The 16,429-nt window shown below is 66.9% G+C and carries 11 protein-coding genes; 10 read left to right on the forward strand and 1 reads right to left on the reverse strand.

All coding sequences use genetic code 11. The features are described 5' to 3' along the window. Positions 1-35 precede the first annotated feature (35 nt). The 10 genes from PSQ39_RS17820 to PSQ39_RS17865 all read left to right on the forward strand — a co-directional run bounded on the left by PSQ39_RS17820 (position 36) and on the right by PSQ39_RS17865 (position 13,735). Positions 36-773, forward strand: a complete 738-nt coding sequence (locus PSQ39_RS17820; protein WP_273928320.1) for a Crp/Fnr family transcriptional regulator — start codon at positions 36-38, stop codon at positions 771-773. Between the two features lie 88 nt (positions 774-861). After that, the gene (locus PSQ39_RS17825; RefSeq protein ID WP_273928321.1) at positions 862-1,209 is read left to right on the forward strand and encodes a PilZ domain-containing protein; all 348 of its coding nucleotides are present in this window, start codon (positions 862-864) and stop codon (positions 1,207-1,209) included. A gap of 197 nt (positions 1,210-1,406) precedes the next feature. Beyond that, the gene (locus tag PSQ39_RS17830; RefSeq protein ID WP_409242052.1) at positions 1,407-2,000 is read left to right on the forward strand and encodes a methylamine utilization protein; all 594 of its coding nucleotides are present in this window, start codon (positions 1,407-1,409) and stop codon (positions 1,998-2,000) included. After that, on the forward strand, positions 2,000-4,354 hold the full coding sequence (locus PSQ39_RS17835) for a bifunctional diguanylate cyclase/phosphodiesterase (RefSeq protein ID WP_409242053.1): 2,355 nt from the start codon (positions 2,000-2,002) through the stop codon (positions 4,352-4,354). The genes PSQ39_RS17830 and PSQ39_RS17835 overlap by 1 nt, the downstream gene beginning before the upstream one ends. A 69-nt stretch (positions 4,355-4,423) precedes the next feature. After that, positions 4,424-5,824, forward strand: a complete 1,401-nt coding sequence (locus tag PSQ39_RS17840) for a pseudouridine synthase (RefSeq protein ID WP_273928326.1) — start codon at positions 4,424-4,426, stop codon at positions 5,822-5,824. Positions 5,825-5,932: 108 nt separating this feature from the next. Then, positions 5,933-6,865 carry an exopolyphosphatase gene (locus tag PSQ39_RS17845; RefSeq protein WP_273928328.1) on the forward strand — a complete coding sequence of 311 codons (933 nt, stop codon included), beginning with the start codon at positions 5,933-5,935 and terminating at the stop codon, positions 6,863-6,865. 44 nt (positions 6,866-6,909) lie between these two features. Further along, a complete protein-coding gene (locus PSQ39_RS17850; protein ID WP_273928330.1) occupies positions 6,910-7,848 on the forward strand; it encodes a 1-phosphofructokinase family hexose kinase in 939 nt (312 codons plus the stop codon). 178 nt (positions 7,849-8,026) lie between these two features. Further along, entirely contained in the window at positions 8,027-9,973 is a 1,947-nt protein-coding gene (htpG, locus tag PSQ39_RS17855) for a molecular chaperone HtpG (RefSeq protein WP_273928331.1), read from the forward strand. A gap of 263 nt (positions 9,974-10,236) precedes the next feature. Then, positions 10,237-12,378: a TonB-dependent siderophore receptor gene (locus PSQ39_RS17860; protein ID WP_273928333.1), complete on the forward strand. Its 2,142-nt coding sequence runs from the start codon at positions 10,237-10,239 to the stop codon at positions 12,376-12,378. 25 nt (positions 12,379-12,403) lie between these two features. Continuing rightward, complete coding sequence (locus tag PSQ39_RS17865; protein ID WP_273928335.1) at positions 12,404-13,735, forward strand: PepSY-associated TM helix domain-containing protein; 1,332 nt, start codon at positions 12,404-12,406, stop codon at positions 13,733-13,735. Here PSQ39_RS17865 and PSQ39_RS17870 read toward each other — a convergent pair. Further along, positions 13,710-16,400: a bifunctional acetate--CoA ligase family protein/GNAT family N-acetyltransferase gene (locus PSQ39_RS17870; RefSeq protein ID WP_273928337.1), complete on the reverse strand. Its 2,691-nt coding sequence runs from the start codon at positions 16,398-16,400 to the stop codon at positions 13,710-13,712. The two genes, PSQ39_RS17865 and PSQ39_RS17870, sit on opposite strands and share 26 nt — an antisense overlap. Between the last annotated feature and the right edge of the window lie 29 nt (positions 16,401-16,429).

Here is a 16,429-nt window from a genome sequence, read left to right on the forward strand (position 1 = left end):
TCGGACTTTCCCGAGGCTTGTCACGGAGGTATTGCATGGTCACCGAGTCCCCGCTGTATCAGCGCCGCCGCGCCCCCACGGCCGATGAGTTGACCGGCATTCCCTGGCTGAGCCAGTTGCAGCCCTCGGAGCGCGATCGCATCGTGCCGGGCCTGGTGGTCGGGGATGCCTTGCCGGGCGACTACATCTGCCGCATGGGCCGGCCAGTGACCTTCTGGTTTGGTGTGGTCGAAGGCCTGCTCAAGATGAGCGCCGACAGCGCGCAGGGCCACCCCATCACCTTCACCGGCGTGCCGCCGGGCGGGTGGTTTGGCGAGGGCACGGCCATGAAGCGCGAGCCCTACCGCTACAACATCCAGGCCCTGCGCAAGAGCGTGGTAGCCGGGCTGCCGCTGGACAGCTTTCACTGGCTGCTGGACCACTCGCTGGGTTTCAACCGCTTTGTCATGAACCAACTCAACGAGCGCCTGGGCCAGTTCATCGCGGCGCGCGAAATCGACCGCATGAACAACCCCGACGTGCGCGTGGCGCGCAGCCTGGCCGCGCTGTTCAACCCGGTGCTTTACCCCGGCGTGGGCGAGGTGCTGCGCATCACCCAACAAGAGCTGGCCTACCTGGTGGGCCTGTCACGCCAGCGCGTGAACGAGGCGTTGCGCAGCCTGGAGCGCCAACACATCATCCGCGTCGAGTACGGGGGCTTGCGTGTGCTCTCGGCCGAAGCCTTGCGATCCACCCTGTTGGGCTGCGCCGACACGGGACGGGGGCCTCGTTGAGCGAGGCCGCCACCGCGATAATGAGGGGCTTGAACCGACCCTGGCCCCGGTTGGCGCTGGGTCAGCGCTTTGGCCACACCTCCACCCCATGAACGCTCCCATCACGACGCTGCAAGAGCGGCGCATCCAAAACCGCAAGCTGATCCGCGTGCCGGCCCTGCTCGAGCTCAGCGGCCGCCCTCCGCTGAATGTGCGCACGGTGGAGCTGTCGGCCTCCGGCCTGGGCCTGGCTTGTGCGGTGAACCTGGCCCCAGGGTTGACGTGCACGGTCCGTTTGCGATTGATCGGCGGCGAGGGCTCTGTGGAGCTGGCCTTGCCAGGGCAGCTCACCTACAGCGTGCTGAGCCAGCGCGACGGTGGTTTCCGTCTGGGCGTGCAGTTCAAGAACCTCAGCGATGACCAGGCCAAACGTGTCGAAGCTTGCATGCGCGCTTGAGTCTCTGGGGGCATCCGGTTTTCCGGTTGGGCACCGGGGCTGGGATGCTTGTAGGATGGGGGCTTTGGCGCTTTCCAGGGCGCGGCTATTTCCTGCTTGAGGTGCTTCAGGTGCGTGTCTTTCATCCATCAGCGTCGGTCACTGACCTGGGCTCCCGGGCTTTGGACGGTGCCCGCCCCGCGGCGGCTTGGCGCACTCTGGTGCTCGGTGCGGCCGCTCTGTGGGCGCTGGCCAGCCCGGTGGGCGCGACCTCGGTTCAGCTGGACGTGCGAGACGCCGCCGGCAAGCCCTTGTCTGAAGCCGTGGTGTTTCTGGAGTCGCCCGAGGCGGCCCGCTTGGTCAAACCCACGGTGGGCGCCGAAATGGCGCAGGAAAGCAAGCAGTTCCAGCCCCGGGTGCTGGTCGTGAACCGGGGCAGTGAGGTGGCCTTTCCCAATTTGGACAAGGTGCGCCACCACGTCTATTCCTTCTCGCCCGCCAAAAAGTTCGAGTTGAAGCTCTACGCCGGCACGCCGGCCAACCCGGTCCTGTTTGACCAGGCCGGGGTCGTGTTGTTGGGCTGCAACATCCACGACGCCATGGTGGGCTGGATCCTGGTGGTCAACACGCCCTACCACGGCATCAGCCAGAACGGCAAACTGAACCTGGACAACGTGGCCCCCGGCAACTACCGGCTGCGCACCTGGCACCCCGGCATGGCCGTGGGCGCTGCGGCCCTGGACCAGGCCCTGGTCGTCCCGGCGTCGGGCGCGGTGCCGGTGGCCTTGCGTTTGACGGGGCTGACACCTTGATTCCACGCTTCAAGCGCTTGACCAGCAGCCTCATCACGCGGCTGGTGGCCTTGTTTTTGTTGCTCTTGCTGGTGGTGCAAGTGGCCGGGTTCACGGTCGTGCGGCGCAGCATCGAAGCCAACGCCCGCCAACAGGTGGCGCGCGAACTGGATGTGGCTGAAAACGTCTGGGCCCGCATGCTGGCGCAGAACGCCGAGAAGCTGCGCCAGAGTGCCACCTTGCTGGCCTCCGACTTTGGTTTCCGGTCGGCCATCAACTCCGGCGACGTGGAGACCGTGCAATCGGTGCTGGAGAACCATGGCAGCCGCATCGGCGCCACGGTCACCGCTTTTTTGGACACCGACTTTCAGGTCACGGCCTCCAGCCTGGCCGACGACAAGATGGGCCAGGCCAGCAAGCTGGTTGCTGGCCTGCCGGACTACCTGTCCAAAAACCCCTCGGGCGCCCAGCTCACCGTGCTCAATGGGGTGCCTTACCAATTTGTCATGGTGCCCATGCGTGCGCCCGTCACCATTGGCTGGGTCTTGATGGGCTTTCCGGTCTCGGTGGAGCTGGCCAATGAGATGCAGCTGCTGCTCAAGGTCCATGTGGTGATGGTCACCGGCGGCGAGGCGCAACGAAGCCTGGCCTTGTCGACTCTGTCGGCCAGCGATGCCGAGGTCTTGTTGAAGAGCGCCAACCAGACCGAGATCGAGCTCAGCAACGAGCTGGTGTTGGCGCGCCATGTGAAGCAGCCCAGCTACAGCGGTCAGGTCGAGACCCTGCTGCTGCGCTCGGCAGAAGAAGTGCTGGCGCCTTACCGCCGCCTGCAGCTGTTGCTGGCGCTGATCAATGCCGGCGCCTTGCTCTTGTTTGCGGTGGCCAGTTCTTGGGTGGCGCAACGCATCACCTTGCCCCTGCGCGACTTGTTGGATGCCACGCTGCGCCTGGGGCGGGGCGAGTACCAAACCCCCATCCTGCACCTGACGCGACGCGACGAAATCGGCAACTTGGCCCGGGCTTTTGACCACATGCGGGTCGACATCGATGCCCAGCAAAGCGAGATCCGCCACCTGGCCTATTGGGACCGCCTCACCGGCCTGCCCAACCGGGAGCGCTTCCGCGAAGCGCTGGAGCAGGCGATTGCCGACAACACCACGCCAGCGCGGCCGGTTGCGGTCATCTCGCTGGACCTGGACCGCTTCAAGCACGTCAACGACGTGCTGGGCTACGCTTTTGGCGACCGCCTGTTGCAGGCCGTGGCCGGCCGGCTGGAGCGCCTGGTGACCACCCCGGGCGACCTGGTGGCGCGGCGCGGCGGCAATGAATTTGCCGTGTTGCTGCAAGGGGCCGACGCCCAAATGGCGATCGAGTTCACCCAGCGCATTGCGCGTTCTTTCGAGGTGCCGCTGGCCTTTGATGACCAGACCATCGACCTCAGCGCTGGCATGGGCGTGGCCTGCTGGCCGGTCGACGCCGACAGCGCCGACTTGCTGCTCAGCCGCTCTGAAATCGCCATGTACGCAGCCAAGCGCAAGCTCAGTGGTGCGCTGTTGTACGACCCGTCGTTTGACTCCGCCAGCAGCCAGATGCTGTCGCTGCTCACCGAGCTGCGCCGCGCCGTGGAAGGCAACGAGCTGCGCCTGTTCCTGCAGCCCAAGATCAGCCTGGTCGATGGCTCGGTGGTCGCGGCCGAGGCCCTGGTGCGCTGGGAGCACCCGCAGCGTGGCCTGGTGCCGCCCATGCAGTTCATTCCCTTTGCCGAGCAGACCGGCTTTGTGCGCAAGCTCACGCTGTGGATGTTTGAAGAGGCGGCGCGCCTGATGGCCGACGAGCGCCTGCAGCAGCATCCCCTGAAGATCTCGATCAACCTGTCCACCCGCGACCTGCTGGACCCCGACCTCAGCGTGCGCCTGGGCAACCTCTTGCAGCGCTACGAAGTGCAGGCCACCCAGTTCTGCCTGGAGATCACCGAAAGCGCCATCATGGACGACCCGCAGCGTGCCGAGACCACGCTGAACCGCCTCTCCGAGCAAGGGTTTCAGCTCTCCATCGACGACTTTGGCACCGGTTACTCCTCGCTGGCCTACCTCAAACGCCTGCCCGTGGACGAGCTCAAGATCGACAAATCCTTTGTCATGGGCATGGAAAAAGACGACGATGACGCCAAGATCGTGCGCTCCACCATCGACCTCGCGCACAATCTCGGTCTGAGCGTGGTGGCCGAAGGGGTGGAAAATGCCGTCATTCTGGGCCGCCTGGCCGCCTTGTCCTGCGACGAGGCCCAGGGTTACCACATCAGCCGGCCCCTGCCGGCCGAAGCCTTTTTGAACTGGCGCGCGCAGCGGGCCGCAGCCCCCCTGCCCAAGTCCTGAGCGCCTGCGCTGGCCAACAACACACCGCACCGATCGACTGCCCGTCGTTGCGGCTTTTTCCTATTGAGCATGTCCGAACCCAAACCCCGCCCCACTTTGCGCGCCCCCCGATCTGAGGCCGGCGCGGCCAGCCCACGCCAGGCCCCGGCGCGTTCCTCCGCGCGCCCCCCGGCCGGTGCAGGCCGGCGTGCTGGCCCGCCCCCAGGCGGCGGTGGCACCGGTGGTGCGCAGCGCGCCTCAGGCGACCGGCGCGGCCCAGCCGACCCGCGTGGCGGCCGGGGTGACCCCCGTGACGCCCGCATGGGGCGCGATGCCCGTGACGGCCGCGATGCGCGTGATCCGCGTGACTTCCGTGACCCGCGCGACCAGCGCGATCCACGCGATGCCCGGGGGCCCGGCGGCCCGCGCGGTGGCGCCCCCATGTCCGGCCCCCGCGGCCCGCGTGACCGCCAGGAGCCCCAACAGGCCGAGGACAAAACCTTCACCACCCGCACCGGCATCCGCACCTACAACGTGCCGTCGGAGCGCATGCCGGTGCCGGTCAAGCGTCCGCCCGCCGGGCCGCAGGGCGCCGGCCCGCGTGGCGCACCCGCCAGCCGCCAGCCCAGTGGGTTTGGCAGCCGCTCCAATGAGGGCGCCCCGGCTGGCCCGCGTCCGGACCGGGCCCCCCGGCCCGCCGCCGCTGGGGCCACCGTGGGTGAAGCCGACACCATGCGCCTGAACAAGCGCATGGCCGAGCTGGGCATGTGCTCACGCCGCGAAGCCGACGACTGGGTCGACAAGGGCTGGGTGCGCGTCAATGGCGAGGTGGCCGAGATGGGCCAGCAAGTGCGCCACAGCGACCGCATCGAGATCGACGACCAAGCCCGTGGCCAGCAAGAGCAGCAGGTCACCATCTTGCTGCACAAGCCCATGGGCTATGTCAGCGGCCAGGCCGAAGACGGGCACGAGCCCGCCGTGGTGCTGGTGCAGTCGCGCAACCGCTGGGCGGCGGACACCTCGCCGCACCGCTTCCAGGTGCCGCACCTGCGCGGCCTGGCGCCGGCCGGCCGGCTGGACATTGACTCGGTGGGCCTGCTGGTGCTGACCCAGGACGGCCGCGTGGCGCGCCAACTGATTGGCGAAGACTCTGAAACCGAAAAGGAATACCTGGTGCGCGTGACCTACGCCACGCCCCAGGGCGATGTGGCGCTGAATGTGCAGGCGGCGTTTCCGCCGGAGCAACTGGCCCTGCTGCGCCACGGCCTGAGCCTGGACGGCCAGGCCCTGCGTCCGGCCCAGGTCGAGTGGCAAAACCCCGAGCAGCTGCGATTTGTGCTCAAAGAGGGCAAAAAACGCCAGATTCGCCGCATGTGCGAGCAGGTGGGCCTGAAGGTGGTGGGCCTCAAGCGCATCCGCATCGGCCGTGTGGTGCTGGGCCAACTGCCGGTGGGGCAGTGGCGTTACCTGGGCGCCCACGAGCAGTTTTGAGGACCGGTGGCGCTCGTTTTTGAGCGCCATCACGGTATCCTCGGGTAGCAATATGTAACATGGTGACCGGCGAACCGATTCGCCGCTAACGATTCTTCGGAGATGTGGATGAGCAGCCCCAAATACCGTCTTGTGACCCGCAGCGATTTCGATGGCCTGGTGTGCGCCGTGCTGCTCAATGAGCTGGAGATGATCGACGACATCACCTTCGTGCACCCCAAGGACATGCAGGACGGCAAGGTGCCGATCACCGAGCGCGACATCACCACCAACCTGCCGTATGTGCCTGGCGCGCACATGGTGTTTGACCACCATGAGTCCGAGACCGTGCGCAACACCGGCGAGCGGGCCAACCACATCATCGAAGCGCACGCCCCCTCGGCCGCGCGCGTGGTCTACAACCACTTTGGTGGCAAGGCCGCCTTCCCGCGCATCACCGACGAGATGATGGCCGCCGTGGACCAGGCGGATTCGGCCCAGTACTCGCGTGAGGACGTGCTTGACCCGCAAGGCTGGGTGCTGCTGAATTACCTGATGGATTCGCGCACCGGCCTGGGCCGCTTCCGCGAGTTCCGCATCAGCAACTACGCGCTGATGATGGACCTGATCAAGTACTGCCGCGACCACACCATCGAGCAAATCCTGCAGCTGCCTGACGTGCAAGAGCGCGTCACCCTGTACTTTGACCACGCTGCGCGTGCCAAGGAGCAAATCCTGCGTTGCGCCACCCAAGTGGGCAACCTGGTGGTGTTGGACCTGCGCCAGGAAGAAACCATCTGGGCGGTGAACCGCTTCATGATTTACGCGCTGTTCCCCACGGCCAACATCTCCATCCACGTCATGTGGGGCCTGCAAAAGCAAAACACCGTGCTGGCCACGGGCAAGTCCATCCTGGACCGCAGCAGCCAAACCCATGTGGGCAACCTCATGCTGGAGTACGGCGGCGGTGGCCACAATGCCGCCGGCACCTGCCAGATCGCCAACGACAAGGCCGACAGCGTGCTGCAGACCTTGGTGCAGCGCATCAACGCCGACGGCTGACCCCCGCTGGCTTCGCTGGGGCGCGCGGTGCGCGCCCGCTCGTGATGCCTGACATCCTCACCGTCACCCTCAACCCCGCGCTCGATGTGCTCAGCAGCATCGACCGCGTGGTGCCCACGCACAAGCTGCGTTGCGCCAGCGCCGTCATGCACCCGGGCGGTGGGGGCGTCAACGTGGCCCGCGTGCTGCACCGCCTGGGCGCCGACACCCTGGCCCTGTTCACCCAGGGCGGTGTCACCGGGCAGGAATTGGCCACCTCGCTGGCGCAAGAGGGCGTGCCCGCCCAAGGCCTGCCCATTGCGGGTGATACCCGCGAAAGCTTTTCAGTTCATGAAAACAGCACCGGTCTGGATTACCGCTTTGTCCTGCCGGGCCCCCGCCTGAGCCCCACGGAACTTGCACACGCCCTGCAGCGCATTGCCGAGCTGGGCGCCGGGGCGCGTTACTGGGTGCTCAGCGGCAGTTTGCCGGCCGGCGTCCCGGACGACGTGTACGCCCAACTGGCCCGCCAGGCACGGGCCCAGGGCACGCGGTTGGTGTTGGACTCGTCCGGCCCCGCCTTGCGCGCAGGCCTGGCTGCGGGCGTCTATGGCGTCAAGCCCAGTCTGCGCGAGCTCAGCGAGCTGAGCGCCCGGCCCCTGTCGACCGAGGCCGACCAACTGCAGGCCGCACGCCAGTGGATCAGCACTGGCCAGACCCAGGTGGTGGCCCTGACCCTGGGCGAGCAGGGCGCCTTGCTGGTCACCGCGGACCAGGCCTGGCGCGCGCCGCCACTGGCCGTCAAGGTGCTCAGCACCATTGGCGCAGGTGACAGCTTTGTGGGTGGCTGGGTGGCCGGCCTGGCGCAGCGCGACGACATGCGCTCGGCCCTGGCGCAGGCCATGGCCGCCAGCGCGGCCGCCTTGCTGCACCCCGGCACCGCCCTGTGCCAGGCCGCCGACGTCCAGGCCTTGCTGCCGCAGGTGCAACTGCAGGCACTGTGACGGTTGGGCGGCCTCGCCAGCGTCCCGCCTGCCCGTGCATTCACCCCATTTCGGGCTGATTCACCCACCCTGGCCGGGCGGCTCTTGAAAGCCGCCGCAGCGCCCATAATTCACGCCTGCCGGGGCCGGCACTGCCGCCCCACCTTGTGTCTTGCAACAGTCCACCTTAGACAACACCATGAGCAAACAAACCCTGTCATTCCAGGCCGAAGTGGCCCAACTGCTGCACCTGGTCACGCACTCGCTGTATTCCAACCCCGAGATCTTTCTGCGTGAGCTGATCTCCAACGCCAGCGACGCCTGCGACAAGCTGCGTTTTGAGGGCCTGAACAACGCCGCCCTGTTGGAGGACGCGCCCAACCTCGAAGTGCGCGTGGCCTTCGACAAGACAGCCCGCACCATCACCATCACCGACAACGGCATCGGCCTGTCGCAACAAGAAGCCATCGACAACCTGGGCACCATCGCCAAGAGCGGCACCAAGGAGTTCATGGGCAAGCTCAGCGGCGACCAAAAGGCCGACGCGCAGCTGATTGGCCAGTTCGGCGTGGGCTTCTACTCGGGCTTCATCGTGGCCGACAAGATCACCGTCGAATCGCGCCGCGCCGGCTTGGCGCATGAAGAGGGCGTGCGCTGGGTCAGCGGCGGCACGGGCGACTTTGAAGTCGACGCCATCACCCGCGCCCAACGCGGCACCAGCATCACCCTGCACCTGCGCGACGACGCCGAGGAGTACCTGAACGCCTGGAAGCTCAAGTCCGTCATCAGCAAGTACTCCGACCACATCAGCCTGCCCATCCTGATGGAAAAGGAAGAGTGGAAAGAAGGAGAGAACGACCAGCCCGGCGCCATGGTGGCCACCGGCGAATGGGAAGCCATCAACAAGGCCAGCGCCCTGTGGACGCGCAACAAGAAGGACGTCACCACCGAGCAGTACAACGAGTTCTACAAAGCCATCAGCCACGACTTTGAAGACCCGCTGACCTGGGCCCACAACCGCGTCGAAGGCAATACCGAGTACACCCAGCTGCTGTACATCCCGGCCAAGGCCCCATTTGACCTGTGGAACCGCGACAAGAAGGCCGGCGTCAAGCTGTACGTGAAGCGCGTTTTCATCATGGACGACGCCGAAGCCCTGATGCCCACCTACCTGCGCTTTGTGAAGGGCGTGATCGACTCGGCCGACCTGCCGCTGAACGTGAGCCGCGAGCTGCTGCAGGAAAGCCGCGACGTGAAGGCCATCCGCGAAGGCTCGACCAAGCGCGTGCTGTCCATGCTGGAAGACCTGGCCAAGCACGACAAGCATGACACCACGCCCAACGCCGACGGCGTGACCGACGTGGTCGACCCCGACGACAAGGCCAAGGAAGGCAAGTACAGCCAGTTCTACGCCGAGTTTGGCGCCGTGCTCAAGGAAGGCCTGGGCGAAGACTTTGGCAACACCCAACGCCTGGCCAAGCTGCTGCGCTACGCCAGCACCCAAAGCGACACCGCCACCGTCAGCCTGGCCGACTACAAGGCCCGCATGAAGGAAGGCCAAGACGCCATCTACTACATCACCGCCGACAACCTGGCCGCCGCCAAGAACAGCCCGCAGCTCGAAGTCTTCAAGAAGAAGGGCATCGAAGTCCTGCTGATGACGGACCGCGTGGACGAGTGGTCGCTCAACTACCTGCAAGAGTTTGACGGCACCCCGCTGCAAAGCGTGGCCAAGGGCGCGGTCGACCTGGGCAAGCTGCAAGACGAAGCCGAGAAGAAGGCCGCCGAAGAGGCCGCCGAAGCCTTCAAGCCCCTGCTGGCCAAGCTCAAGGAAGCCCTGAAGGACAAGGCCGACGACGTGCGCGTGACCACCCGCCTGGTTGACTCGCCTGCCTGCCTGGTGGTGCAAGACGGTGGCATGAGCACCCAACTGGCCCGCATGCTCAAGCAAGCCGGCCAAGCCGCCCCGGAAAGCAAGCCCGTGCTGGAAGTGAACGCCGAGCACCCCTTGGTCAAGAAGTTGGACGGCAGCGTGCACTTCAACGATCTGGCCCACATTCTGTTCGACCAGGCCTTGCTGGCCGAAGGCGGCCTGCCGGAAGACCCGGCCGCTTATGTGAAGCGGGTGAATGCCTTGCTGGCCTGAGGTCAGTTAAGTTATTTGGTCATTCATTCATTCAGTTCAGACCCGGCGTGTGTGACACGCTTGGGTCTTGAATGAAGAGTACCCCAGTGCTGCGCTTTGGCGTGGGCTGGGGTTTTTTGTTGGACGCTGAAGTCTCAGACTGCAGAAAAATTCAATCAACTGAGAATCATTCGCATTAGAATTTGAGAATGATTCCTATTTCAAATCAACCAACTCCGCCATCCACCAGGCTGCGCACCCGTCCTTCTCCCTCCGCTCAGGCCGTGCAGCTGGCTCTGGTGGCCTTGGCCTGGGGCACGGCGGCGCCGGCGGGGTGGGCGCAGACGAGCTCGGTGGCCGCGTCGGCGTCCGGGGCTCAGCCCAGCCTGCGCGAGGTCCACATCAAAGAGGCGCCCGACACGGCCACCGAGGGCACGGGCGCTTACTCGGTGCGGTCGGCGTCCACGGCCACGCGGCTGGACCTGTCGCTGCGCGACACGCCGCAGTCGGTCAGCGTGATCACGCGCTCACAGATGGACGACTTTGGCCTGCGCAACGCCAACGAGGTGTTGGAGATGGCCACGGGCATCAACGTTGAGCGCATCGAGACCGACCGCACCTACTACTCGGCACGCGGCTTTGATGTGACCAATTTCCAGGTTGACGGCCTGGGCCTGCCTTTCACCAACGGCGGGCAGGATGGCGACCTGGACACGGCGATTTACGACCGGGTCGAGGTGCTGCGCGGCGCCAACGGGCTGATGTCATCCACGGGCAACCCGTCGGCGACGATCAACTTTGTGCGCAAGCGGCCCACGTCCGAATTCCAGGCGCGCACCGGCCTCACCTTGGGCAGCTGGAATCAGCGCCGGGTCGATGCCGATGTGGCTGGCCCGCTCAATGAGGCCGGCACGGTGCGCGGCCGCCTGGTACTGGCCGACGAGAACAAAAACAGCTACCTGGACCGCTATTCGCTGCACAAACAGGTGTTTTCAGGGCTGATCGAGGCCGATCTGGGCGCGGGCACGCGGGTGACGACCGGGGTGGGTTATCAAAAGAACAGCCCGCAGGGCAGCATGTGGGGCGCGCTGCCCTTGTTCAACAGCGATGGCTCGGCCACCCAGTACCCGGTGTCGACCAGCACGGCGGCCACCTGGTCGTATTGGGACACCTCGGACACGCGCCAGTTTGTCGAGCTGAACCAGGCCCTGGGTCAGGGCTGGTCGCTCAAGGCGGCCTTCAACCACCGCGTGCTGCGTTCCGAGGGCAATCTGTTCTACGCCTACGGCACGCCCAACGCCAGCACGGGCTTGGGCTTGTTCAGCTACCCGTCTTACTTCCGCAGCGCGGAGAAGCAGAACGTGCTCGACGTCTACGCCAGTGGCCCCCTGGCCCTGGCGGGCCGCCAGCATGAGCTGGTGCTGGGTGGCAGCAGTGCGCGCAGCGACATGCGCCAACTCTCGCTCTACGGCAACGACATCGGCACGGCCTTGCCCGCGCTGTCGCAGTGGACGGGCCAGTACACCATGCCCAGTTTCGACGCCTCGTCCAACCAGGCCGACTTTGTGATTCGCCGCCAAAGCCTGTACGCTACCGCACGCTGGAACGTGAGCGACCGGCTCAAGCTGATCACGGGCGCCAACGTGACCCAGATCGAGAGCACTGGGCAAAACTACGGCGTGGCGCACCGCTACAACCAGACCAAGGCGTCGCCTTACTTGGGCGGCACCTACGCGCTGGACGCGCAGCACTCGCTGTACGCCAGCTACGCGGGCATCTTCAACCCACAGACCCAGGTGGGCGCCAACCTGCAGCCGCTGGCGCCGGTGCAGGGCCGCAACCTGGAGGGCGGCATCAAGGGCGAATGGCTGGACAAGCGCCTGAACGCCTCCGCCAGCGTGTTCCGCACCCAGCAAAAGAACACCGCCGAAGCCACCAGTACTTACGTGGGCAACACCCTGGTGTATCGCGGCGTGGACGCCACCTCCACCGGTGTCGAGCTGGACGTGGCCGGCCGCATCCGCCCCGACTGGGAGCTGAGCGCGGGCTACACCCACATGCGCATCCGCGACGACCAGACCGGTGCCGCCGCGCGCACCTATGTGCCGCGCCAAACCCTGCGCCTGGCCAGCACCGTGCGGGTGCCGCAGGTGCCCGGCCTGAAGGTGGGGGCCAACCTGCGCTGGCAGGGCGACATCTGGCGTGACCAAGGCGTGACCACGGCCTCGGGCCAGGCCATCGTCACGCGCCAACCGGCCTACGCCTTGCTGGGCCTGATGGCGCGCTACGACATCAACCGCCAGTGGAGCGCCACGCTCAACATCAACAACCTGACGGACCGCAAATACATCAACAGCCTGTACTGGGCCCAGGGCTATTACGGCGCGCCGCGCAACGTGAATGTGGGGCTGCAATGGCAGTACTGACGCTCCGGGTCGGAGGGCAGTGCTGATGCGCGCCGCCCTGGTGGCCTTGCACCGCTGGGTGGGTTTGGGCATGGCCGTGTTCCTGGTCGTGGCCGGCCTGACCGGGGCGGTGATCTCCTGGGACCACGAACTCGATGAGTGGCTCAACCCGCATTTGAACCAGGCCCCGGGGCGCGGGCCAGCCGCCCCGGCCTTGCAGTGGGTGGCCGAGATCGAGCGCCGTCACCCGCAGGTGCAGGTCAGCTACGTGCCGATGGCGGCAGAGCCCGGCCATGCCTTGGCTTTTGGCGTGGAGCCCCGGGCCAACCCGGCCACGGGGGGCTTGTACGAGCCCGGCTTCAACCAGGTCTTCATCGATCCCGTCACCGGGGCTGAGCTGGGGCGGCGCCAGTGGGGCGCGGTGTGGCCGCTGGGGCGCGAGAACCTGGTGTCCTTCCTGTACGTGCTGCACTACAGCCTGCACCTGCCGGCTTGGGGTGGCATCGACCGTTGGGGCGTGTGGCTGATGGGCGTGGTGGCGGTGTTCTGGACGGTGGACTGCTTCACGGGCTTCTACCTCACGCTGCCGCCCGCGCGCCGGGCCGCCAAGTGGGTGGCCTCTGGGGCCCGCCGCGCGGCGGGCAAGGCCCCCACCTCGACGGCGGACTCGGGTGCCAAGTCCTGGTGGGCGCGTTGGCAGCCGGCGTGGCGCGTGCGTTGGCAGGGCGGGGCCAGCAAGCTCAACTTTGACCTGCACCGCGCGGGCAGCCTGTGGACCTGGGCGCTGCTGTTCATCCTGGCCTTCACGGCGTTCTCGCTCAACCTGTACCGCGAGGTGTTTTTCCCGGTGATGTCGCTGGTGTCCGAGGTCACGCCCACGCCATTCGAGCAGCGCACGCCCTCGGCGCAAGCGGGCGGCATCGTGCCCCGCTGGGGCCATGCCCAGGTGGTGCAGGCGGCCCAGGCCCAGGCGGCCGAACGGGGCTGGACCGAGCCGGTGGGCGCGCTCTACCACGCCAGTGCCTATGGCCTGTACGGCGTGCAGTTCTTCCGGCCCGAAGATGGGCACGGCGCGGGCGGCGTGGGCCACCGCACCTTGTTCATCGATTCGGGGGATGGGCGCGTGCTGGGGCAGCGCGTGCCCTGGGAGGGCACGGCCGCGGACCTGTTTGTGCAGGCGCAGTTTCCGCTGCATTCGGGCCGCATCCTGGGCTTGCCGGGGCGCATCCTGATCTCGGTCATGGGCCTGGTGGTGGCCATGCTCAGCCTCACTGGCGTGCTGATCTGGTGGCGCAAGCACCGCGCTCGGCGGGCGCCAGCCCTGCTCAAGGCCCGGCCCGCCGCGCAGGCTCTCACAGCGCGTGGGTCACGAGCTTGAACTCGGGGTCTTCCGGGAAGGCCTTGACGCTGAAGCCCAGGCTGCGCATCAGCTTGAGCATGGGCTGGTTGTTGGCCAGCACCAGGCCGTCGATCTCGGCCAGGCCTTTCTCGCGGGCCACGTCCATGATGGCTTCCATCAGGCGTGAGCCCAGGCCCTTGCCGTTGAAGTCGTCGGCCACCACCAGCGAGAACTCGCAACTGGTCTGGTCCGGGTTGGTGATGTAGCGCGACACGCCCACGATGCGTTCGCGTTCCTGCACCTCGCCCTGGTCGTTGAGGCTGCGGTGCTTCACCACCGCGACCAGGGCCATTTCGCGGTCGTAGTCGATCAGGGTGAAGCGGGCCAGCATCGACGGCGGCAGCTCGGTCATGGAAGACACAAAGCGGAAGTACCGGCTCTCTTGCGACAGGCCGTGCACCAGCTCTTGCAGCATCTGCGCGTCGTCGGGGTGGATGGGGCGCACCGTGTACTCGCCACCGCCGCGCAGGGGCAGCACCTGCTCGTAGCGCGCGGGGTAGGGCAGGATGGCCAAGTGCTGGTAATTGCTTTGCCGGCCACTGGCGGCCTGGGGCGCGCTGTCGATCACGATGCGCGCGTCCACCGCCACGGCGCCGTCCTGGTCGACGATGATGGGGTTGATGTCCATCTCGCGCAGCTGGGGCAGCTCGCACACCATTTCCGACACGCGCAGCAGCACCTGTTCCAGGGCTTCTTGGTTGACGGCGCTGGCGCCACGCCAGTCGCCCAGGGTTTCTGCCACGCGGGAGCGGTCAATCAGGCGGCGCGCCAGAAACTGGTTCAGCGGGGGCAGCTCCACCGCGCGGTCGTCGATCAGCTCGATCATGGTGCCGCCAGCGCCAAAGGTGACCACCGGGCCAAAGGGGTCGTCGGTCAGCAGGCCGATGCAGATCTCGCGGCCCCGGCGCGAGCGCGCCATCTTCTGCACCGTGGCGCCGTTGATGCGCGCCTTGGGCTGCAGCCGGGCCACGCGCTCCAGCATGTCGTTGTAGGCGTCGCGCACGCTGACCGCGCTCATCAGGTTGAGCACCACGCCCTGCACGTCGGACTTGTGGGTGATGTCGGGCGAATCGATCTTCAGCGCCACCGGAAAGCCCATTTGCGTGGCCGTCATCATGGCCTCGTTGGCACTGCGCGCCAGCACCGTGTGGGTGACCGGGATGTGGAAGGCCGAGAGCAGGGTCTTGGACTCCATCTCGGTCAGCACCTTGCGGCGCTCGGACAGCACGCTCTCGATCACCAGGCGCGCGCCCTCGATGTCGGGCTTGGCCAGGGTCGACAGCGGCGGCGGCGTTTGCTGCAGCAGCTGCTGGTTTTGGTAGAAGGCCGACAGGTTGCCAAAAGCGCCGACGGCGGCCTCGGGCGTGCGAAAGCTGGGGATCGAAGCCTCGTTGAGCAGACCGCGCGCGGGCACCACTTGGTTGTCCCCCATCCAGCAGGCCAGCAGCGGCTTGCCGATCTGGGGCTTGAGCAGGGCCACGGCCTGGGCAATGGCCAGCGCGTCCACGCCCACCTTGGGCGAGCAGATCACCAGCACACCGTCAATCTGTCGGTCTTTGCTGGCGGCGGTCACGGCGGCACTGAAGTGCTCGGGGCTGGCGTCCTCGGACAGGTCGATCAAATCGGTCAGCGAGGCCAGGGCGGGCAGCTGCGGGCGCAGGGCTTGCACCGACTCGGGCGACAGCCGGCCCAGTTCGAGCTTGATTTCATTGACCCAGTCGGCCGCCAGCACCCCCGGCCCGCCGCCGTTGGTGACGATGGCCAGGCGCCGGCCCACTGGGCGGTAGCGCGAGGCCAGGCATTTGGCGGCCGAGAACAGCTCGACAAACGAGCGCACCCGCACCGCCCCGGCGCGGCGCAGGGCGGCGTCAAACACGTCGTCACTGCCCACGATGGCGCCGCTGTGGGTTTGCGCGGCCTGGTTGCCCGCCGGCTTGCGCCCGGCCTTGAGCACCACCACCGGCTTGGCGTTGGCCGCCGAGCGCAGCGCGCTCATGAAGCGGCGCGCGTTGGAGATGCCTTCCAGGTACACGATGATGCTGTGCGTCTTGCCGTCGTTGGCCAGGAAGTCCAGCACATCGGCCATGTCGACCACGGTGTTGGGGCCCAGCGAGACCACGGTCGAAAAACCCACCGCGTTGTTGCGTGCCCAGTCCAGCATCGAGGCGGTCAGTGAGCCCGACTGCGACACCAAGGCCAGAGAGCCCGTGCGCGCCAGCGGGCCGCTGACGCTGGCGTTGAGCTGCAGCGGCGGGCGCTGGAAGCCCTGGCAGTTGGGGCCCAGCAGGTGGATGCCTTCGCGCAGCGCCACCTTGCGCAACTGCAAGGCCTGGTCGGCGCTGATGCCGCTGGAGATCACCAGCGCGGCCTTGCAACTGAGGCGGGCCGCCAGCTCCAGCGCGGCGCCCACGTCGGCGGCGTCCAGCGCGATGATGGCCAGGTCGGCCTTGGTCTGCGCCAGGTCGGCCAGGGTGCCGGTGGTGTGGATGTCGATGAAGCGCAGGCTGCCTGTGAAGTGCTGCGCCTTGATCGCGTCCTGCAAGGCCTGGGTGTGCGCCGGCAGCGGCGCCCCCTCGGCGCTGTGGGGCGCGAACACGACGATGGAGTCGGGCGAGAAAAGGGCGGTCAGGTAGTGTTTGTCCATGGGGTCCGTCGCGGTCGATCAGGGGGCGT

The organism is Curvibacter microcysteis, assembly GCF_028649455.1.
GTDB lineage: Bacteria > Pseudomonadota > Gammaproteobacteria > Burkholderiales > Burkholderiaceae_C > Curvibacter > Curvibacter microcysteis.